Here is a 19,091-nt window from a genome sequence, read left to right on the forward strand (position 1 = left end):
GTCACAAGTACGTGATAGGGAGATGAGCATGACTGGCACCGACTACCGTGCAGCGGATTCCCGCTACGACTCGATGAAGTACCGGCGAACGGGCCGCAGCGGACTCAAACTCCCCGCTATCTCCCTTGGACTCTGGCACAACTTCGGGGACGACCGCACCCTGAGCTCCCAGCGCGCCATCCTGCGCCGCGCCTTCGACCTGGGCGTGACCCACTTCGATCTGGCCAACAACTACGGTCCGCCACCCGGGTCCGCCGAGCTCAACTTCGGAAAGATCTTTGCACAGGACTTCCGTGGCTACCGCGACGAGATGATTCTCTCGACGAAGGCCGGATATCTGATGCACCCCGGCCCCTACGGCGAATGGGGTTCGCGGAAATATCTCCTCTCATCGCTGGATGCCTCCCTGAAGCGGATGGGGGTCGATTACGTCGATATCTTCTACTCGCACCGCTTCGATCCCGACACCCCGCTCGAGGAGACGATGGGCGCGCTGGCGTCCGCCGTGCAGCAGGGCAAGGCCCTGTATGTCGGCATTTCCTCGTACAACGCCGAGCAGACCCGGGACGCGGCCGGCATCCTGCGCGCCATGGGCGTACCGGCGCTGATCCACCAGCCCTCGTACTCGATGATCAACCGCTGGACCGAGGACGACCTGCTGCTGGACACCCTCGAAGCGGAGGGCATGGGCTGCATCTCTTTTGCGCCACTGGCACAGGGCATGCTGACGGACAAGTATCTGCAGGGCATCCCCGAGGGCTCGCGCGCCGCCCAGGGCAAGTCCCTGGACCCGAACCTGCTGTCCGACGAGGTCGTACGGCGGCTCCGGGGCCTCAATGACATCGCCGCCCGCCGTGGCCAGTCGCTGGCCCAGCTCGCCCTGGGCTGGGTGCTGCGCGACGAGCGGATGACCTCCGCCCTGATCGGCGCCAGCAGCGTCGCCCAGCTGGAGGCCAATATCGCGGCCCTCGACGCCCCCGCGATCACGGAGGCCGAGCTGGCCGAGATCGACGAGTTCGCCAGGACCACGGACGGTGTGAACATCTGGGCGCGGCGGTAAGCGCTCCGCGCGCGGGAGGCGCCGGGAGGTGCCGTGATGCGTCTGCGGCCGCGTTGTGGCTGGTCGCGCAGTTCCCCGCGCCCCTTCCGGGCGCAACCGAACCGCACCCGATGTCAGCGGGGCCACTCGCCGCCCGTGCGCGCACAAAAAAGCGGGCCGGTCCGTGGGGGGGATACGGACCGGCCCGAGGGGGGGTTTCCACCATAACCCCGCGGGAGGGGTGCTGCGTGCACCGGCGCGCGCGGCGGCGTGGCTCGGGTGGAGCGGGGTGTGCCGGAGGCTCCGGCACAGGTGGGGGTCAGGCCGCCGCGGCGGCGCCCAGGAGCAGCCCGCAGAACGCCCCGATGATCATGAAGGGCCCCAGTGGCATGGCCTCTTTCCACGCCTCGCGCCGTACGAGCAGCAGCCCCGCGGCGTAGAGCGCGCCGATCAGCACCCCCGCCGCGCCGCCCACGACGAGGGTGCGCCAGCCGTACCACCCAAGGGCGATCCCCAGCCCGACCGCGAGCTTGACGTCGCCCAGCCCGATGCCCCGTGGGTTCACGACATAGAGCAGGAGATAGAAGGCGCCGAGGAACAGCCCGCCCAGCAGGGCCCGCCGCCATGCCCCGGTCTCCCCCGTCAGCCAGCCGCCGAGCCCCAGCAGCGCCGCTCCCGCCACCGCGAGCGGCAGCGTCAGCGCGTCCGGGAGGCGCCGGGCCCGCCAGTCGACGGCGGTCAGCAGCACCGCGACCGGTGCCATCACCAGCCAGGCGACGAGTTCCGGCCGCGGCCCGGTGGCCGCCGCGAGGGCCGCGCAGACCAGTGCGGTGGCCGCCGCCGTCGGCAGTGGGCCGGGCCCGTACGCCCCGCAGTCCGGGCAGCGCCCGCGCCCCAGCCAGCCCCGGGCCGGACCGGTGATCGGATGCCCCCCGGGACAGACCGCGCGCCACTCCTCCTCGGGCTCGACGGCCATCCGGTGGGCGGGCCGCGGTATGAGCAGCCCGGCCGCGGCCCCGTAGACGGCGGCGAGAACCATCAGCATCAATGACACCTGTCGACCCTAGAGCCGTCCGGCGCCCGTCCGGCGCCCGTCCGCCGGGAAAGACCTGGAGTGCGGGAGCTGATAGAACGCTGCGCATGGCGCGTTGGGAGAACGGTCCGGGAGTCCTGCACGGCGCGGCGAGCGCCGTTCCGGTGGAGATCGCGGCGTCCTACCGCGCCCGCGCCCGGGGCCTGTTGGGCCGCGACGGCATCGAGGGGGCGCTGCTGCTCACCCCGGCGAGCGGGGTGCACACCTTCCGGATGCGGTTCGCGATCGATGTCGCCTATCTGAGCCGGGACTTCACCGTGCTCGCCGTACGCACCATGCCCCCGGGGCGGCTGGGGCTTCCCCGCCTCCGCGCCCGGCACGTCCTGGAGGCGGAGGCCGGCGCCATGGCGCGCTGGGGCGTGCGTCCCGGACTGCGCCTGGGCGTTCAGCCCCGCCGCTGACGGCGGTCCGCGCGCTCATTCCCGCCAGTCGGCGACCAGTGCCAGCAGCCCGGGGAACCGCGCCTCCAGGTCGTCCACCCGGACATGGCTGCGCCGCTCCAGCCCGTACTGCCGCTGACGGATCAGCCCGGCGTCCCGCAGCGCCCGGAAGTGGTGGGTGAGCGAGGACTTGGGCCGGTCGAGGCCGAACCAGCCACAGGTGTGGTCGAAGGCCTCCGACTCCAGCAGGAGGGTGCGCACGATGTGCATCCGCAGGGGATCGCTGAGCGCGCCCATGACGGTCTCCAGCCGCAGGGCGGCGCGCGCCGGCTCCGGCAGCGGCTCGGGGGCGCCGTCCGGGACGGGCCGTTGCGCCGCCGCGAAGGCGCGCCGCGACGCCTCTCCCGCCGCCGCGGCCTGCCCGGTCGCATGGGTCTGCTCGGCTCGCACGCCCGCCTTGGACGACATCCGGCGCTCCTTCTGGTCGGTCCCCCGGTCACCCGGTCACTCAGTACGACTTGCATCGTACTGTGTGGCACTGTACGAATCTTCTCGTACCGCTTGTACGAATCAACTCGTACTTGCTGGAGGAGGGGACACACCCATGCCCGAAACCCGGCCCGCACCGGTGCCCGTGACCGCGCCCGCGGCAACCACGCCACCCACGGCCACGCCACCCACGACCGCACCGCTCCCGGCCGCGCCGCCGCCCACCCGGGAGGTCTGGTTCGCCGCCTGGCCGGTGGTCGCGCTCTTCATCCTGTCGAATGCGGCGATGCCGCTGTACGCCGTCTGGCAGCGGCAACTCGGCTTCCGCTCCGGCACCTTGACGCTGGTGTACGCCGCCTATGTGGCCGGACTGCTCGGCGCGCTGCTGGTGGCGGGCGTGGCCGCGGACCGTCTCGGGCGGAAGCCGGTACTGGTCCCGGCGCTGCTCCTGGGCATCGTCGCCTGCCTCCTCTACGCCACCGCACCCTCGGTGGCCGTGCTGGTCGTCGCCCGTCTGCTGACCGGAGTGGCCACCGGTGCCGCCGTGTCGGCCGGAATGGCCGCCGTCACCGATCTCGCGGCCGGCCGCCGGACGGGGCCGCTGCTCGCCTCCGCCGCGATGGTGCTGGGCGCCGGGATCGGGCCCGTACTGGCCGGGGTGCTGTCGGAGACCGTGCCCGCGCCGACCGTCACCGTCTTCGTCGTCGAAGCCGCCCTGCTGGTCACGGCGTTGGCGGTGGTGGCCAGGATGCCGCTGCCGCCGCGCCGGGCGGGCGCCGGTGCGAGCGGCCCGTCCGGCTCCTGGGTGCGGCTGCCGGCCGTCCCCCGGGACAACCGCCGCCATCTCGCCCTGGGGCTCGCCGCGTTCGCCCCCGGCATCAGCGCCACCGCCTTCGTGCTGTCGCTCGGGCCGTCCCTGCTGTCCGGGCTGCTCGGCACGACGAACCGCGCACTGCCGGGCGGTTTGGCACTGGCGATGTTCCTGGCCGCCACCGGCGTGCAGTTCGCGCTGGGGCGACGGGCGGTCCGTACGGTCCTGCTCACCGCCGGCGGTGCCACCGTCTCGGCCGGCCTGGCCATGGTCGCCGCCGTGCACACCGGCACTCTGCCCCCGCTGATCGCCGCGGTGATCCTGGCCGGTGCGGGTCAGGGGGCCGGACAGCTGGGCGGGCTGACGCTGCTGAGCCGTGAGGTACCGGCGACCCGCCGCGCGGAGGCCAACGCGGCGCTGAACGCGGGTGGTTATGTCCTCGCCGGTGCCCTCCCGGTCGCCGACGGCTACCTCAGCGACGCCATCGGCCTCCCGTCGGCGGCCACCACCTTCGGCCTCGCGGTGGCCGCGCTCGCCGCGGCGGGGGCGGTGCTGGTGGCGGTACGGGGCGGGGACGCGCGGTGAGGGGGGTGGCAGGGGCGGGCGTGCGGGCCGGGCCGCGGGCGTGCGCTGGGCGGCGGGCGGCCGGGCGGACGGACCGCGGGCGTGCGCCGGGCGGCGGACAGCCGGGCGGACGGACCGCAGGCGTTCGCCAGGCCGTCAGAAGGTGCTGAGCGTCGCGTCCGCGACGGCTTCCAGGGCGGCGCGGCCGACGCCGGACCGCGCCGAGACGCGCAGCCCGCCGACCGAGGCGATGACGAGGTGGGCGAGGGTGCCGGCGTCCTTGCCGGGCGCGATGTCGCCGTCGCGCTGACCGGACTCGATCACGGCTCGGAGGGCCGCCAGCCGTACGCCGTAGTCCTGTTCCAGCGAGGCCGCGACCGACAGGTCATGGGCCGACACCTCGATACAGGTGTTGACCACCAGACAGCCGCGGCCGTCCCCGTCGTCGGCACACTCCTCGTCGATCACCCGCTGCAGGAGCGCGCGGATCTTCTGCCGCGCGGACAACTCGCTCTCCAGCAGCGTGAAGAGCTCGGCGTTCTTGTGCTCCATGTAGCGGGCCAGCGCCCGCTCGAAGAGGTCGTGCTTGCTCTTGAAGGTGTGATAGATGCTGCTGCGCCCCAGGCCCGTGGCGTCACACAGGTCCTGGGTGGAGGTCGCCGCATAGCCGGCGGCCCAGAACGCGTCCATCGCGGCGTCGAGCGCCTGCCCCTCGTCGAATTTCCTGGGTCGCGCCATAACGGAAACGCTAGCAGTTATTGGATCGTACGGTTCAATACGTCGGGCGCACGCGCTCCGGCCGCCAGGGGCGCTGCCGGTATCAAGTTGCCGCCGGGCGGGGCGGGATGGTCACATGCGCGGCATGAACGCGACACCGCCACCGAGACACATACCTCCGTCGGGCTCCGGACTTCCGGCGGGCCCCGCGTACCCCGCGGCTCCGGCGCCCCAGGGGCCGGCCCCGCGCATCCTCGGTAACCGGGGGCTGCGGCTGCTCGCGCTCCTCATCGACGTGGTGCTCGCCGTCGGCGTCCTGTTCCTGGTCACCACCGGCGTCGGCCTGGTCGTCACCTTCGGCGACAGCAAGGACAACTCGCCGTTCTACCTCGGCGTCCTGGTGGCCCTGGCGCTGCTCTTCCTCTACTCGCCGCTGCTGACGGCCCGTTGCGGCGGCACCCTGGGCAAGCTCCTGTGCGGACTGAGCGTCGTACGGCTCGCCGACGGGAGCCCGCTGTCCTACGGGGCCGCCCTGGGGCGGCACCTGGCCCATCTGGGCATGCGACTGGTGCCGGTGCTCGGGCTGCTGGACCCGCTGGCCTGCTGCTGGGACCGGACGTTGCGCCAGTGTCTGCACGACAAGGTGGTGGGCAGCCTGGTCATCCGCCGCAGTATGCGGCCGACTCCGGTACCCGCCCCGGTCACGAGGCCCGCGGGAAGCTGACCTCGACCCGGCGGTTCTTCTTGCGTCCCACCTCGGTGCCGTTGTCGGCGATCGGGTACTGCTCGCCGTAGCCGCGGATCTGGAAGGTGACGGACGAGCCGAGGTCCTTGGCCAGTTCCTGCTGGACGGCGTTGGCGCGCTTCTTGGACAGGACGAGTCCATGGCTCGCCGAGCCCAGGTTGTCGGTGAAGCCGAAGACCCGCAGGCGGGTGGCGTTCTGCTTCTTGATCTCCGCGCCGATCGTGCTGATCCGGGACAGCGCCTCCGGCGTCAGCTCGGCACTGTCCTTGCCGAAGAGCACCTCGGCCTGGAGCGCGAAGGTCACATTGTCGTTGGTGTCCTGGCGGCGCTCGGAGCCGTCGTCGGCCTCGACGATCGACTTGATGTTGAGGACCTTGGACGGGGCGAGCTTGCCGCCCTGCACCATCCGCAGATCGGGGTCGTGGGGGTCGATGTGCACCGGCGGGCTGGAGTCCTCGGTCACGCCCGGCGGATCGGCATGGGCGACGGGGACCGTCAGCGCCGCGGTGAGCAGCAGCGCGAAGGCGGCGATGGCGGCGCTGCGGGGCGCTCGGCGCACCCGGCGTCCTCGGGGCATCTGGGTCGCGGTCATCGCTGCCCGCTCAGTCCGTGATCCGCACGCTGGCCGGCGGCAGGGTCGGCAGCTGGAAGTCGACCTCGGTCACCTTGGCCGGCGGCGCCGGGAACTGCGCGAAGACCGGGCGGCTGGCACCCGGCATCAGCCCGCTGAGGCCGGTCGTGCACAGGCACTCGCCGTTGGTGTCGCGCAGCACCAGATACCGCTTCTTGCCCGCCTTGTCGACGAGGGTCGCCCCGGAGATGGACGAACGGGAGCGCAGCTCGGTCTCGTTGGAGCGCCAGTCGATGGCGTTGAAGGCGCGGGTGCCGCGGTTGGTGACCGTGCCGTTGACGGTGACGAAGCCGCCGGAGTCACGGACGACGGAGTGCAGCGTGACCACCACGCCGTCCGGCCCCTTCATCTCCCCGATCACCTTGTCGGAGTCGGCCGCCGGGGCGCCGGGGCCACTGTCCTTGGGGGCGGTGCTGCGGGCCGGCGGCTTGTCGCCGTCCGACCCCTTCGCGCCGCCGCCGTTACCACCACCGCAGCCGGCCACAACGAGCGCGAGGCCGACAGCGCTCGCCATGGCGACCGCTCCCCTGGCGGCCTTCGTGGTGCGCCGAATGCTCATGGGATGCGATTCCTTTGATCGTCGTCTGGTCGTCTCAAGGGGGGTGGTCGGGTGCGGGCGGTCAATGGGCGAGGCGTACGGAGAACAGGTCGGCGGCGTCGGGCAGGTCCTGGAGGTGATCGGGGTCGAGCGTCCAGCGCGTGCCGTCGCAGGTGATGTCGACGGGGGCGGGGGCGTCGTCGTCCTTGCCGTCTTTACCGCCCTTGCCCCCCTCGTCGTCCTTGCCGCCCTTGCCGTCCGCCCCGCTGGTGTCGTCCTTGGCGGGGTCGAGGGTGCAGCGGGGGCCGACGACGGACTTCGCCTCGGCCGACGCATGGGTGCTGCTGGTCTTCGGGATGACGGAATCCCCCACGGTGTTGCGGGTGGTGACCTGGACGGCGAACGCGGTGGGCCAGGAGTCCGGGGTGCAGCGGGGGCCGGAGAGCTCGGCGCCGTTGCGTCCTGCGAACCAGCCCGCGCTCGCGCAGGCCGCCTCGGACGGGGCGCCGCGCCCGTTCAGCAGTTCCTCCCAGGCCGTCGGATCGGTCCGGTAGCTGCCGTCGCGGAGGCCGTCGAGCACACCCTCGCGCAGCAGGTCGCGGTACTTCTGGCCGGCGGCGAGCGCGGCCGCGTCTGCGGCGGTCTGCGCACCGTTACGGGTGGCCGCCGCCTGCCCGACGGCGAAGAAGGCGAGCGCGAGGAAGAGCAGGCCCCCGACCGCGACGATGTAGAGCGGGAAGGCCTGCCCTGCGTCGCGCCGGCGGCAGCGTGGGGTCATGGCCGGCACGGTGATGGCGGTGGGGGCTAAATGCCGACGACGTCGGAGATCTTGTTGGCGATGGCGTTCGCGATCTGGCTGCCGAAGTCCGTGGTCGACAGGACCAGGACGATCGCCACGACCACCGCGATGATGCCGAGGTACTCGATCGAGGTCTGTCCCCGGTCGTTCCCCAAAATACGCTTCGCCATCGTCTTCCCCTCCATGGGCGGCCGTACCGCTCTGGTCCGGCTGGTCTGTCCCCGTGGTGTCGGCGCGTTCGGCCGCGCTCACGACACGAGAAAAGTACGCCGGAACAGCGTGCCCGGAACAGGGATTCCGTACCCAATCCTCTTTCGGGAACCCGGATGACAGGCACAACATCGCATTTCGGCCACTCAGTCGCACTCTACCCACCCCCGCTCCCCGCCGGGACCATGCCCCGTTCCGTCACCCATAAAGACCGGACGATTCCTCAGCACCATAGTGCGAGCGCAACCGTCCGCCCACCCACTGTGACACAACTCGTTGCTGTTGCGAAGGAGTTGACGGGAAGCCGGGCCCGCGGCGCACTCATCCGGCCGATTACGGGGCGCCGCCGCCCGGGCCCGTCCACGCGAAGATGTGCATCCGCAAGGACGAGCCGAAGCGGCGGCAGTCGTGACGGGTGGCGGCGGAGGGCGGGGCGGGGGTGCGGGCGAACGCCGCGCCGAGGGCGGCCGGCGCACGGACGCCGGCCCCGCTCCCGTGGCGCCGGACGGGTGCGGGCGGGGCCGGTGCCGGGCCCCGTACCACGGGTCACCTGCCCATCAGCGACCCGAAGTTGGTGCCCGAGCCCAGGAAGAAACCGGCGATGAGCAGGATCATCGTGGCCGGAACCATAAAGGTGGTGACGACCATGGTGGCCTTGGGGACCGCGCGGGCGGCCCGGCGCCGGGCGTTCTGGGCGTCGGTCCGGCGCATGTCGTCGGCGATCTGGATCAGCGTCTCGACGATCGGCGAGCCCAGCTCCTCGCCCTGCTGGAGGGCGGTGACGAACTGCGCGACCTGTTCGGAGTCATTGCGTTTGCGCAGTTCCTCGAAGGCCGCGCGGCGGCTGACGCCCATGTCCATCTGCCGCAGGGTGATGCGGAGTTCATCGGCCCATGGCCCCTCGTACTTCTCCGCGACCCGGTCCAGGGCCTGACGGAAGCCCAGGCCGGCGCTGACCACGACGGCCAGCACATCCAGAAAGTCCGGAAGGGTGCGCTCGATGGTGTCCTTGCGCTGACGGATGGCGGCCCAGATACCGACCTCGGTCCAGAAGAGGCCGAAGAGCACCATCAGCACGCCGAGCAGCGGCTGGCCACGCAGGAACATCACCAGCGCGCCGAAGAAGCCGAGGGCCCCGTAGACGGCGCGCCGGGCGGCGTACCGGTCGACGGTCAGCCCGCCCGGATTGCCCGCCAGGTCGATCCGGCGGCGGACCCGGGCGGTGCGCTTACCGCCCATCAGCCGCAGCACCAGGGGCGCGTACCGCATCCCGGCGCGGTCCACCGCCGAACCGACGGCCGTGGTGCGGGTCGCGCCGACCTCCAGGGACAGCGCCAGGTCGGGCGGCAGCCGGGCTTCGCGCCGGTAGAGCGCGATACCGCAGCAGATACCGGCGACCGAGAGGGCGAAGGCGAGGGCCAGCAGGATTCCGAGTGCCATGGCGATACCGATACCTAGACGTCGATCTTGGAGAGGCGGCGGATGAAGAAGAACCCGAGGCCGTAGAGGGCGAAGGCCACCACGACCGCGAGCTGGCCGAGGAAGGAGGAGGTCATCCGGTCGATGGCGCCCGGCGCGATCCGGTTCATCAGCAGCAGGGTGCCGATCCCGAGCAGCGGGACGACATAGGCGGTGACCACGACCTGGGAGAGCTGGGTGCGGACCTCCCGGCGGGTCTCCTTGCGCTCCTCCAGGGTCTTGGTGAGGTTGCGCAGCGAGCCGACGACGGTGCCTCCGGCGCGGTTGGCGAGCACCAGCGTGGTGACGAGCACGACGAGTTCGCGGGACGGGAGGCGTTCGGCCAGCTCGCCGAGTGCCTCGTCGATGGAGTGGCCGACGGAGAGCTTGTCGGAGACCTTGGCCAGCTCCTCACCGGCCGGGGCCTCCAGCTCCTCGGCCGCCATGCCCAGGGCCGTCCGCAGCGCGAGCCCGGCCTGGGTGGCGTTGGCGAGGATCCGGGAGAGCTCGGGCAGCTGGTTGATGAACTTCTCGATGCGCTTCTGCCGCTGCCAGTTGAGGAAGGCGAACGCCGCCCAGATGGCGACCAGTGCGGCGATCGGGCCGAAGAACGGGGCGAGGGTGGCCTGCGCGACCAGCCACAGCGCGAGGATCGCGCCGAGCAGATAGACGACGAACTCGCCGGGGGTGACGTCCAGGCCGGTGGCGGTGAGCCGCAGTTCGAGGCGGCGGCCGAAGCGGGTGCCGCGCAGCGCCCGGTCGACGGACGGGAAGCGGCGGCGCCCGGTCGCCGGCAGCCCGCGCTCGTCGGCCAGCCGGTCGACGACGGCCTGCCGCTGGGCGCGCCCGGCCGCGTACGTCCGGGCGCCGGCGATCGCGAGCAGCCCGCACAGCAGCGTGGCGCCGATGGCGAGCAGGGCGAGGGGGTTCCCGCCGGTCATGAGAGGGCCTTCCGGGTGGCGAGTTGGTCGTCGTGGGTGGCGACGCCGAAGGCGGGCGGGGTGGGCTCGCTCGCCATGAAGAGGCGTTCGGCGACCCGGCGGGGCAGCGGGAAGTAGCGGAAGCGGCCGTGCACGATGCGGTCCGCGCCCATCGGCTCGGCGTCGAAGCGGCAGACCGTGGCGATCCGGTAGTCCTCGTGGCCGCGGGAGTCGAGGATGGCGATCTCGCTGATCCGGCGGGAGCCGTCGGCGTGCCGGGTGAGCTGGACCAGGCAGTCGACGGCGCTGTTGATCTGGTCCCGCAGCGCCTCGAAGGGGATCTTGACGTCGGACATGGACGCCAGGGTCTGCAGCCGCATCAGGGCGTCCTCGGCGCTGTTGGCGTGCACGGTGGCCAGCGAGCCGTCGTGGCCGGTCGACATCGCCTGGAGCATGTCGAGGGTCTCGCCGCCGCGCACCTCGCCGACGATGATCCGGTCGGGGCGCATCCGCAGGGAGTTGCGGACCAGGTCGCGGATGGTGATCCGGCCCTTGCCCTCGACGTTGGGCGGCCGGGACTCCAGCCGGATGACATGGCTCTGCTGGAGCTGGAGTTCGGCGGCGTCCTCGACGGTGATGATCCGCTCCCCGTCCGGGATCAGACCGGACAGCGCGTTGAGGAGCGTGGTCTTGCCCGCACCGGTGGCACCGGAGACCACCACGTTGAACTTGGCCCGCACCAGCCCCGCCAGCAGCATCAGCATCTGCTCGTCGAGCGTGCCCATGCCGATGAGTTCGGCGAGGGTGTAGGCGCGCGGGAAGCGGCGGATGGTGAGGGTGGCGCCGTTCAGCGCGAGCGGCGGGATGATGACATTGACGCGTTCGCCGGACGGGAGCCGGGCGTCGACCATCGGATTGGACTCGTCGACCCGGCGGTTGACGGTGGACACGATCCGCTCGATGGTCTGCATCAGCTGCTCGTGCGAGGCGAAGCGCACGGGCAGCAGCTCGACCCGGCCGGCCCGCTCGACGTACACCTGGTCCGGGCCGTTGACCATGATCTCGGTGATCGAGGCGTCTTCCAGCAGCGGCTCCAGCACTCCCAGGCCCAGCGCCTCGTCCACCACCCGGCGGATGAGCTGGGAGCGTTCGGCGGTGGAGAGCACCGGGCCCTCGCGGCTGATGATGTGGCCCAGTACGCGTTCCAGCCGCGAGCGGCGCTCGGCCGCGGCCAGCGAGGACATCTCGGCGAGGTCGATCTCTTCGAGCAGCTTGGCGCGGTAGACGGCGACCATATGGCTGTCCTCGCGCGCCTCACCGGCCGGCTCGGGTGCGACGATCCGGGCTTTCAGGCTCATCGCGGGGGTGCTCCTTCGTACGTGTCCGCGGCCCGGAGACCCAGGGCGCCGGGTTCCTGCGGGCGGGGCATGGTGGCGGTGCGGCTGGCGGTGCCGAAGTTGTCGACGCCGGGGATGATCGAGGGGATCGGTACCCGCGCCGTCGCGCTGACCTCGTCGCCCCCGCCGCCCACCGAGATCGTCGCGCCGTCCGCGACCCAGCCGCTCATCGCGGACCGGCCGGCGTCCTGCGGGCCGGCCTCCCGGTCGGCCTCGTCCATCGAGGCGGTACGGGCCGCGGCGCGCGCTCCGGTCCCGGCCTGCTGGACGGTGTAGGCCGCCAGACCGAGCTGGACCACGGCCAGCCCGACGACCAGCAGGATCGGCAGGAAGCCGAGGAATTCGATGGAGACCTGGCCCCGGTCGCGGCCGTGGCCGCGCAGCCGGGCGGGAAGGCGTACAGCGCTCATCCGGTGTCCTCCTTCGCAGCGCCGGCCGAGCCGGTGACCGTCCACGGGTAGCTGCCCGCGCCGGGGAAGAGCACCGGGACCTTGATCCGGACCGTTGCCTTCCACAGGCCCGACTCCGTTCCGCAGGAGGTCGAGGCGCCCGCGCGCCAGGAGCCGGGCAGCTCGTCCTCGGCGGCGGTGCGGCAGGCGCCCGCGCCGCCGCCCTCGGTGGCGGTGGCGGCCCGTGCGCCGCGGTCGGCGGAGTGCGCGGCGAGCGAGTAGGTGTACCCGACCAGCACCAACTGCCAGAGCAGGGCGAGGACCAGCAGGATCAGCGGGAGCAGCCCCATGAACTCCACGGCCACCTGCCCCCGGTCGTCACCGCCCAGCGGGCGCCGCACCGCTCAGCCCTCGCCGGACGGGTCGAACGGCCCCTGGCCGCCGGCCGCCGCCGCGGGACCCCGCCGCACGCCGAACCGGGTACCGGAGCCCGGACCCGCCCCGGAGGCCGCCCCCGGTGCCTGACCCGGAACTCCCCCGGAACCGGGAGCCGCCCCCGGCGTTATGGCCTTGCGCTTGCGCCCCGTCAGCGTCGGGCGGGCCCGGTGGCTGCCGCGGCCCTGCCGCGCGGCCGGCGAGTCGACCAGACCGAGTTCGCCGGCCAGCGCGCACAGTGCCTGCTTGACCGTGGACCGGTTGTCCAGATCCTGCATCCGGCCCGCGTCGACACAGGGCTGGAGCTCCTTGAAGGCGGCCGGTACGTGGGTCCGGGCGACCTGGGTGCCGGTGGCCTTGGCGACCAGCGGCGGCTGGATCTCGGTGTTCCGGGTGAGGCGGTTGACCACCGTCGTGGTGTCCTCCGCCTTACGGATCTGCAGCCGGTCCCACAGTCGGACCTGCCGCTTGGCGGCCCGTACGGCCACCACGTCCGGAGTGGTCACCAGCAGGGCCAGATCGGCGAGTTCGACGGCCGCGGCGTTGGCGGACTGCATCTGGGAGCCGCAGTCGACCAGCACCACTTCGTAGCGGGAGCGCAGCGCGCCGATGATCTGGCGGGCCGCCCGGTCGTCGACCTCCTCACCGCGTTCGCCCTCCTCGGGCGCCAGCAGCAGCCCGAGGCCCGTGTGGTGGTCGTGCACGGCGTCCTGGAGGACCCGTACGGAGATGTCGTGAATGCCCGCCAGATCGACCACCGAGCGGCGGAACTGGACGTCCAGATAGGAGGCCACGTCACCGGACTGCAGATCCAGGTCCACCAGCGCGACACTGCGGCCCGCGGCCCGCGCCGCCAGCGCCAGTTGTACGGCGGTGACGGTGGTGCCGACGCCGCCCTTGGCGCCCGTCACCGTCACCAGCGTGCCGGCCGGCCCGGGCACCGCCTCCGGGCTCCCCCCTAGGTGGACCCGTACGCCCGCCGACCACTGGGCGGCGGCCTGCACCCGGGCGGCCAGCTCGTCGTAGCCGAGCGGCATCCCGACGATGCCGCGGGCACCGGCGTCCATCGCCGCGGAGAACAGCGCGGGCCCGGCGTCCGTGGTGATCAGGACGACGCCGACGGCCGGGAAGCGCAGGGCCACCTCACGGATCAGCTCCAGCGCCGGCGTCGGACCGATCCGCTCATGGACGAGCACGACCTCGGGCAGCGCCTCCACGGCGGACGGCTGGCCCGCGGCGGGCGGGGCACCCGCGGCCGGAGCGCCGGCCCCCTGGGCGGCGGCGCCGGCCAGCGCGTGGAGCAGCGCGGCGGAGTCGGCGACCGCGGGAGCGGGTTCGGCGTCCGGCAGCTGGTGGAGCAGCGAGGACACGGCGCGTGCGGCATCGGGGTCGCCGATGGCCGGGAGGATGCGGATGGTCACCTGAGGCTCCGGGTCACTTGTCGCCGTCGAGGGTGTAGCTGCGCTGGCCGGGCGGGATGGCGGTCCCGTCACCGGGGGCGAGCAGGGCGAGCCGTACGTGGGAGGCGAAGGACTCGGCGTACGCGACCCGTTGGGCGTCCTGGGTGTTCAGCGCGAAGGTGATCGGGACGGCCTCACCGGCCTGCCGGCTGTTGGCGGTGGTGTCCCCGGGGTCCTTGGCCTCCAGGGGCGTCAGCTTGCCGACGTCGATGACCTGGGCGCCCGCGACGATGACCTTGGAGACCGGCTTGTCCTCGGGGCGCTTGCCCTCGAAGGTGGCGTAGATGTTCACCCGGGCACCGGGGTTGATCTTGCCGGCCACACCGGTGGCGGCATCGATCATGATGGCGATCTCCTGCTGCCCCGCCTTCAGCGCGGGCCGCTCGACGATCATGTCGTCCTGCAGCAGCGAACCCTTCTTCAGCGGGGTCACCGCGATCCTGCCGCTGACCTGGTCCAGGTCGGTCACGGCGGTGGGCGGCAGCCACCGCTGCGGCATCGTCACCCTTTCGAACTGCCCAGGATCCAGCTCTTTATAGGCCGCGACATCCGTCTTCAACCGGTACGCGGTCTTCTCGGGTCCGACCTTGGATTCGACGTTCTTGATCACCGACAGCACGCCGACGAACGCGCCGACCGCACAGAGAACCGACAGGAGCAGCAGGATCACTCCGCGGCGCTGGCGTGAGTTCATGGGGGAGGGACCTCGATCGGGACGGGGAGAAGGGACGGGCGGGCGGACAGGGGGCGGGCGGTCACCGGGCGGGACCACCCGGCGGGGACGGCCTGCGGGGACGGCCTGCGGGGCGGGGCCACGGCGGCCCGTTCGGGCTCAGCGCACGCGGGCCACCGTCCGCGGGGTACCGGGGACGTCCGGGTGACCGGGAAGATCCGGATGACCGGCGACATCGGAGTGACCGGTGAAATCGGGGTGGCCGGCGAAGTCGGGGTGGCCGGGCAGCTCCCACTGGCCGGAGACGTGGGGCGCGTCGGTCGCATAGGGGTTTCCCGGCACCGGGCGGCCGGACCCGTACGGGTTCCCCGGCACCGCCGGGCCGCCCGCCGCGAGATCCGGTCCGCGTACGTCCAGTTGCCCGGATTCACCACAGCCACCGGGGCGGCCGCCCCATACGCCCACCACACCGGGCGCATCCGGCACACCAGGCACTCCCGACGGCGGCACCACCGGCGCCAGGTCGCGCTCGCCCCACGGCGAGGCAGGCTGCCCAGCCGGCGGCGAGGCGGAGGAGGACGCGGGCTCACCGGAGATGCCGGGGGGTGGGGGCGGGGCGGGAGTAGACGGCTGGGCCGGGGCCGGAGTGGATGCCGGGGCGGCCGGGGCCGGAGTGGACACCTGGGCCGGGGTTGGAGTGGCCACCGGGGCCGGGGCCGGAGTGGACGAGGGCGCGGCAGACTGAGCCTGGCCGCGGGCCTGTTCCGGGCTTTGGGTCTGTCCCTGGCTTTGTGCCTGCCCCGGGCCCTGACCGGCGGCCGGAACCGGAGCCGGAGCGGGCGAGGGCACAGGCGCGGCACCAGGAGACGCCACGACGCCCGGAGACGCCACAGCACCCGGAGACGCCCCCGCGCCCGGAGCCGGAGCAACGCCCGAAGCCGGGGCAGCAGCGGAAGCACCGGCCCCGGCCGCCCCCGGAGCGTGGGCGGCGGCCCGCACCGCAGGGGATGCAGGGGCCCCTATGGCCGTCGGCCCCTGGCCCGAGCCGCCACCCCCCGTCGCCCGTTCCCTCGCCAGTGGGGCCGCGCAGAACGCGCAGCGGTCGCCGAGGAGTTCCAGCCCGCACCAGCCGCACTCCTCGCGGCGTACGGAGGCCACCAGCTGATAGAGGACCGACACATCCGGTATGGCCGCCGCGAATTCGATCAGCTTCTGTGTGCCCCACCACCGGGCGGACTCGGCGGGCAGCCGGGCCTCGTGGACCCCCTGCACCTGCCAGGCCGGGGCGAGCGCACCGGTCACCCACTCCGAGGTGAGCTGACCGCGGGCGACCGCGAGCTGGGTGGCGAACCCGGGCGCCGGCAGTCCGGCCTCGGTGCTGTGCCGGTCCAGATGCAGCAACTGCGGCTGGGGATGGGCCAGCACCGCGAAATGCGCGCCGGGCAGCCAGGACTTCATATGGGCCCGGAGATCGACCTCGACCCGGTCCAGGCCGTTGACGCTGCCCAGCAGGGCACCGGCGTGAATGTAGTGGGTCAGCAGCCGGGCCGCGCTGGCCAGCACCCCGGGGCTGAAGTCGCACAGCGACAACTGCCGCAGCTGCCGGGCCAGTAAGGCCACCCCCAGCGGCGGCAGGGACAGCGGCACGATGGCGATCCGGTCGCTCTCCAGGACGGCGCGCAGGGTGTGCAGCCGGCGGATGTGTTCCGGCGGGCAGACGGAGGAGTACAGCACGACGAGATGGCCGTGGTGCTCCAGTATCGCGCTGGTCTCCGTCAGGGCGTCGTCCAGTGGCTGGAGATGCGGAGCCTGGACGACGACGGCGGCGGGGGTCTGCCGGTCAGTCGCAGGCAGCGCGAGGTCAGGGCTGGTGACTGCAATCGCGGTCGGCACGTCGCTCCCCCACTCCCTCCGGCCGCCGGGGGTCCCGGGACCGCGGATCGGCACAGCTCTGCGCCATCGGCGCCATTCGCTCAGCACTTTATCCACAGAGATACGTCCCAGAGAACACGTTCTGGGCTACTCGTCATGACCATCACCCCGCAGGGAAATGGCGTATACCGGCCAAGCGTCCCGCAGAGGAACATCCGCTTCCGACAGGACTCTTGACAGAGCGATTGGTCTGGACCACGTTGTACGGCACGTACAGGGGCCCCTCAACACGCGTCCGCACACCCCCCAACTCCCCCACATCCGGAGGCAGTCGTGGTTCGCGCACGATCAGGAAGACCGAAGACCAGACCGATGACCGGACTGCCGGCGAGGCTGCTCGCCGGACTCACCGCCGCGGTGCTGGCCTCGGCCGGCATCGTCGGGACGGGTACCGCGCAGGCGGCCGGAACCCGCTCCCCGGACCCCGCGACCTCCTCGGCCCCCGCCGCACCCACCGCCGCCGTCCCCCGGCACGCCGTCACCGGCTACTGGCAGAACTTCGACAACGGCGCCACGGTGCAGAAACTCAAGGACGTCGACGACGCCTACGACATCATCGCGGTCTCGTTCGCCGACGCCACCGGACAGCCCGGCGCCGTCACCTTCCGCCTCGACCCGGCCGTCGGCTACGGCTCCACCGACGAATTCAAGGCAGATATCAAGGCGAAGCAGGCGGCCGGGAAGTCGGTGATCCTCTCCGTCGGCGGCGAGAGGGGCGCGGTGTCGGTCAGCGACGCCGCCTCCGCGAAGAACTTCGCCGACTCCGTCAGCGGCCTGATGGACGAGTACGGCTTCAACGGCGTCGACATCGACCTGGAGAACGGCCTCCACTCGGCCTACATGACACAGGCGCTCAAGTCCGTGCACGACCGGCACGGCGATGTCGTGGTGACCATGGCCCCGCAGACCATCGACATGCAGTCACCGCAGAACGAGTACTTCAAGACGGCGCTCGGCATCAAGGACTTCCTGACCGCCGTCAACATGCAGTACTACAACAGCGGTTCGATGAACGGCTGCGACGGCAAGGTCTACTCCCAGGGCACGGTCGACTTCCTGACCGCGCTCGCCTGTATCCAGCTGGAGGGCGGGCTCGATCCGTCCCAGGTCGGCATCGGGGTACCGGCCTCCGCCCGCGCGGCCGGCGGCGGGCATGTCGCCCCGTCCGTCGTCAACGCCGCCCTGGACTGCCTCACCCGGGGCAGCAACTGCGGCTCCTTCAAGCCGTCCCGGACCTATCCGGGGCTCCGCGGCGCCATGACCTGGTCCACCAACTGGGACGCGGCCAACGGCAATGCCTTCGCGAGCCAGGTGGGCGCACACGTCCACGGCCTCCCGTAACACTCCCCGGGCCCTCCCCGTCAGCGGCCGGACGCCGGCCCCGCCCCCAGGCCCCGCGCACCTCGTGCACGGGACCTGGGGTGCGGCTTCCGCCTCAGCTCACCGGCGCGTGGCCTGCGGCTTCGGCAGCACACAGCCCTCGGCGTTCAGGTCCAGCTTGTTGCCGTCGCCGAAGCACTTCGGTATCTGGTACGTCTCCTGGGCGTAGCCGATGCCCTTGCGCACCGTGGTCTTGCCGTTCTCGTCCACCTCACAGGGGTTGTTGAGGGTGCACTCCTCGCCACTCTCATTGGTGGTGTTGTTGACGGCCGTGACCTTGCCGGTCGCGGTGTCGACCACCGGGGATCCGGACGTGCCGCCGATGATCTGGCACTCCGGGGTGTAGCGGACCGAGTCCTTCCAGGTCCACTCGCCCTCCTTGAGGGTGGAGGCGAACCCGTCGATGCCGCAGGAGTAGATCTTCTTCCAGTAGCCGGAGACGATGCTGATCTTCGCGCCCTTGGCCGGGTGCTCGGTGGCCAGCTCCAACGGCTTGATCTTGTACTTCTTCTCGATCTCGGCGTAGGTCGAGCCGGTCTCGTAGAGCGAGACATCGGTGTCGGTCATCGTGGCGTAGGCGACCTTGGTGGCCTTGATCGTGCCCAGCTTGCCGGCCGACTTGTCCAGCAGGGTGAAGCTGCGGCTGGACGGCTTGTCGACGACGACCTCGCCGGCGCCGGGCATACCGCCTTCCAGGCAGTGGCCGTTGGACATCACCAGTGCCGGGTCCTCCGGCTTCGAGCCGGGCATCCGGACGACCGAGCCGGAGCAGTTGCTCAGCGCGACACTGCCGGCGAAGTCCACCGCCTTGGTCTTCTTGTGTGCGGGGCGCTGGACACCGTCCTGCGGCGCGGCGTGTGCCGTTCCGACGGTGCCCAACAGGGTTGCGGCGCCCAGTGCGGCCGTGGCCAGGGTGCCGACGAGAGGTCGATTCATGTGGGGGTCCTCTCAGCGTCTGTCACCGAAGTCCTTATGCGGACCTTCGGTTTTGTCGTGCGCATTGTTGGCGACTCCGCAGCGCCTGGCAATCA

21 protein-coding genes are annotated in these 19,091 nt (G+C 72.1%); 5 read left to right on the forward strand and 16 right to left on the reverse strand.

Annotated elements, in window-relative coordinates:
- Nucleotides 1–28: 28 nt before the first annotated feature.
- The gene (gene mgrA / locus STRNI_RS15950; protein WP_018089317.1) at nucleotides 29–1,060 is read left to right on the forward strand and encodes an L-glyceraldehyde 3-phosphate reductase; all 1,032 of its coding nucleotides are present in this window, start codon (nucleotides 29–31) and stop codon (nucleotides 1,058–1,060) included.
- Between the two features lie 298 nt (nucleotides 1,061–1,358).
- Here mgrA and STRNI_RS15955 read toward each other — a convergent pair whose 3' ends face one another.
- Nucleotides 1,359–2,084, reverse strand: coding sequence for a prepilin peptidase (locus STRNI_RS15955; protein ID WP_381845240.1), 726 nt, complete (start codon nucleotides 2,082–2,084; stop codon nucleotides 1,359–1,361).
- Nucleotides 2,085–2,179: 95 nt separating this feature from the next.
- Between STRNI_RS15955 and STRNI_RS15960 the strand changes: the two genes are divergently transcribed.
- Entirely contained in the window at nucleotides 2,180–2,533 is a 354-nt protein-coding gene (locus tag STRNI_RS15960) for a DUF192 domain-containing protein (RefSeq protein ID WP_277411452.1), read from the forward strand.
- Nucleotides 2,534–2,548: 15 nt separating this feature from the next.
- Here the strand turns inward: STRNI_RS15960 and STRNI_RS15965 are convergent, their stop codons facing one another.
- Complete coding sequence (locus STRNI_RS15965; protein WP_174876337.1) at nucleotides 2,549–2,980, reverse strand: ArsR/SmtB family transcription factor; 432 nt, start codon at nucleotides 2,978–2,980, stop codon at nucleotides 2,549–2,551.
- 136 nt (nucleotides 2,981–3,116) lie between these two features.
- Here STRNI_RS15965 and STRNI_RS15970 point away from each other — a divergent pair, with 136 nt between their 5' ends.
- Nucleotides 3,117–4,397 carry an MFS transporter gene (locus STRNI_RS15970; RefSeq protein WP_266439199.1) on the forward strand — a complete coding sequence of 427 codons (1,281 nt, stop codon included), beginning with the start codon at nucleotides 3,117–3,119 and terminating at the stop codon, nucleotides 4,395–4,397.
- A gap of 135 nt (nucleotides 4,398–4,532) precedes the next feature.
- Here the strand turns inward: STRNI_RS15970 and STRNI_RS15975 are convergent, their stop codons facing one another.
- Nucleotides 4,533–5,114 (reverse strand): TetR/AcrR family transcriptional regulator, encoded by a 582-nt coding sequence (locus tag STRNI_RS15975; protein WP_277411453.1) that lies wholly within the window; start codon nucleotides 5,112–5,114, stop codon nucleotides 4,533–4,535.
- A 124-nt stretch (nucleotides 5,115–5,238) separates the two neighbouring features.
- Between STRNI_RS15975 and STRNI_RS15980 the strand changes: the two genes are divergently transcribed.
- A complete protein-coding gene (locus STRNI_RS15980) occupies nucleotides 5,239–5,817 on the forward strand; it encodes an RDD family protein (RefSeq protein WP_277411454.1) in 579 nt (192 codons plus the stop codon).
- Here the strand turns inward: STRNI_RS15980 and STRNI_RS15985 are convergent.
- The 12 genes from STRNI_RS15985 to STRNI_RS16040 form a co-directional block, all read right to left on the reverse strand.
- Nucleotides 5,795–6,430: an OmpA family protein gene (locus STRNI_RS15985; RefSeq protein ID WP_277411455.1), complete on the reverse strand. Its 636-nt coding sequence runs from the start codon at nucleotides 6,428–6,430 to the stop codon at nucleotides 5,795–5,797. The genes STRNI_RS15980 and STRNI_RS15985 overlap by 23 nt on opposite strands.
- Nucleotides 6,431–6,440: 10 nt before the next feature.
- Nucleotides 6,441–7,028 carry a hypothetical protein gene (locus STRNI_RS15990; RefSeq protein WP_093637520.1) on the reverse strand — a complete coding sequence of 196 codons (588 nt, stop codon included), beginning with the start codon at nucleotides 7,026–7,028 and terminating at the stop codon, nucleotides 6,441–6,443.
- 61 nt (nucleotides 7,029–7,089) lie between these two features.
- On the reverse strand, nucleotides 7,090–7,785 hold the full coding sequence (locus STRNI_RS15995; RefSeq protein WP_277411456.1) for a pilus assembly protein TadG-related protein: 696 nt from the start codon (nucleotides 7,783–7,785) through the stop codon (nucleotides 7,090–7,092).
- A 26-nt stretch (nucleotides 7,786–7,811) separates the two neighbouring features.
- Nucleotides 7,812–7,976, reverse strand: a complete 165-nt coding sequence (locus STRNI_RS16000; RefSeq protein WP_018089307.1) for a membrane protein — start codon at nucleotides 7,974–7,976, stop codon at nucleotides 7,812–7,814.
- Nucleotides 7,977–8,562: 586 nt separating this feature from the next.
- Nucleotides 8,563–9,456 carry a DUF5936 domain-containing protein gene (locus STRNI_RS16005; RefSeq protein WP_018089305.1) on the reverse strand — a complete coding sequence of 298 codons (894 nt, stop codon included), beginning with the start codon at nucleotides 9,454–9,456 and terminating at the stop codon, nucleotides 8,563–8,565.
- A 14-nt stretch (nucleotides 9,457–9,470) separates the two neighbouring features.
- A complete protein-coding gene (locus STRNI_RS16010; protein WP_018089304.1) occupies nucleotides 9,471–10,415 on the reverse strand; it encodes a type II secretion system F family protein in 945 nt (314 codons plus the stop codon).
- Nucleotides 10,412–11,752, reverse strand: a complete 1,341-nt coding sequence (locus STRNI_RS16015; protein ID WP_018089303.1) for a TadA family conjugal transfer-associated ATPase — start codon at nucleotides 11,750–11,752, stop codon at nucleotides 10,412–10,414. The genes STRNI_RS16010 and STRNI_RS16015 overlap by 4 nt, the downstream gene beginning before the upstream one ends.
- On the reverse strand, nucleotides 11,749–12,201 hold the full coding sequence (locus tag STRNI_RS16020) for a TadE/TadG family type IV pilus assembly protein (RefSeq protein WP_018089302.1): 453 nt from the start codon (nucleotides 12,199–12,201) through the stop codon (nucleotides 11,749–11,751). The genes STRNI_RS16015 and STRNI_RS16020 overlap by 4 nt, the downstream gene beginning before the upstream one ends.
- On the reverse strand, nucleotides 12,198–12,581 hold the full coding sequence (locus STRNI_RS16025; protein WP_018089301.1) for a TadE/TadG family type IV pilus assembly protein: 384 nt from the start codon (nucleotides 12,579–12,581) through the stop codon (nucleotides 12,198–12,200). Before STRNI_RS16025 ends, STRNI_RS16020 begins: the two co-directional genes overlap by 4 nt.
- Nucleotides 12,582–12,584: 3 nt before the next feature.
- Nucleotides 12,585–14,036: a CpaE/TadZ family protein gene (locus STRNI_RS16030; RefSeq protein ID WP_229837989.1), complete on the reverse strand. Its 1,452-nt coding sequence runs from the start codon at nucleotides 14,034–14,036 to the stop codon at nucleotides 12,585–12,587.
- Between the two features lie 13 nt (nucleotides 14,037–14,049).
- Nucleotides 14,050–14,769 (reverse strand): Flp pilus assembly protein CpaB, encoded by a 720-nt coding sequence (gene cpaB, locus STRNI_RS16035; RefSeq protein ID WP_026169570.1) that lies wholly within the window; start codon nucleotides 14,767–14,769, stop codon nucleotides 14,050–14,052.
- Between the two features lie 138 nt (nucleotides 14,770–14,907).
- Complete coding sequence (locus STRNI_RS16040) at nucleotides 14,908–16,641, reverse strand: hypothetical protein (RefSeq protein ID WP_277411457.1); 1,734 nt, start codon at nucleotides 16,639–16,641, stop codon at nucleotides 14,908–14,910.
- 351 nt (nucleotides 16,642–16,992) lie between these two features.
- On the opposite strand from STRNI_RS16040, the gene STRNI_RS16045 reads away from it, so the two are divergent.
- Nucleotides 16,993–18,021, forward strand: coding sequence for a chitinase (locus STRNI_RS16045; RefSeq protein WP_277411458.1), 1,029 nt, complete (start codon nucleotides 16,993–16,995; stop codon nucleotides 18,019–18,021).
- A gap of 99 nt (nucleotides 18,022–18,120) precedes the next feature.
- Here STRNI_RS16045 and STRNI_RS16050 read toward each other — a convergent pair whose 3' ends face one another.
- Entirely contained in the window at nucleotides 18,121–18,996 is an 876-nt protein-coding gene (locus STRNI_RS16050; protein ID WP_277411459.1) for a S1 family peptidase, read from the reverse strand.
- Nucleotides 18,997–19,091: the final 95 nt, after the last annotated feature.

This window comes from Streptomyces nigrescens, assembly GCF_027626975.1.
In the GTDB taxonomy this organism is placed as follows: domain Bacteria; phylum Actinomycetota; class Actinomycetes; order Streptomycetales; family Streptomycetaceae; genus Streptomyces; species Streptomyces nigrescens.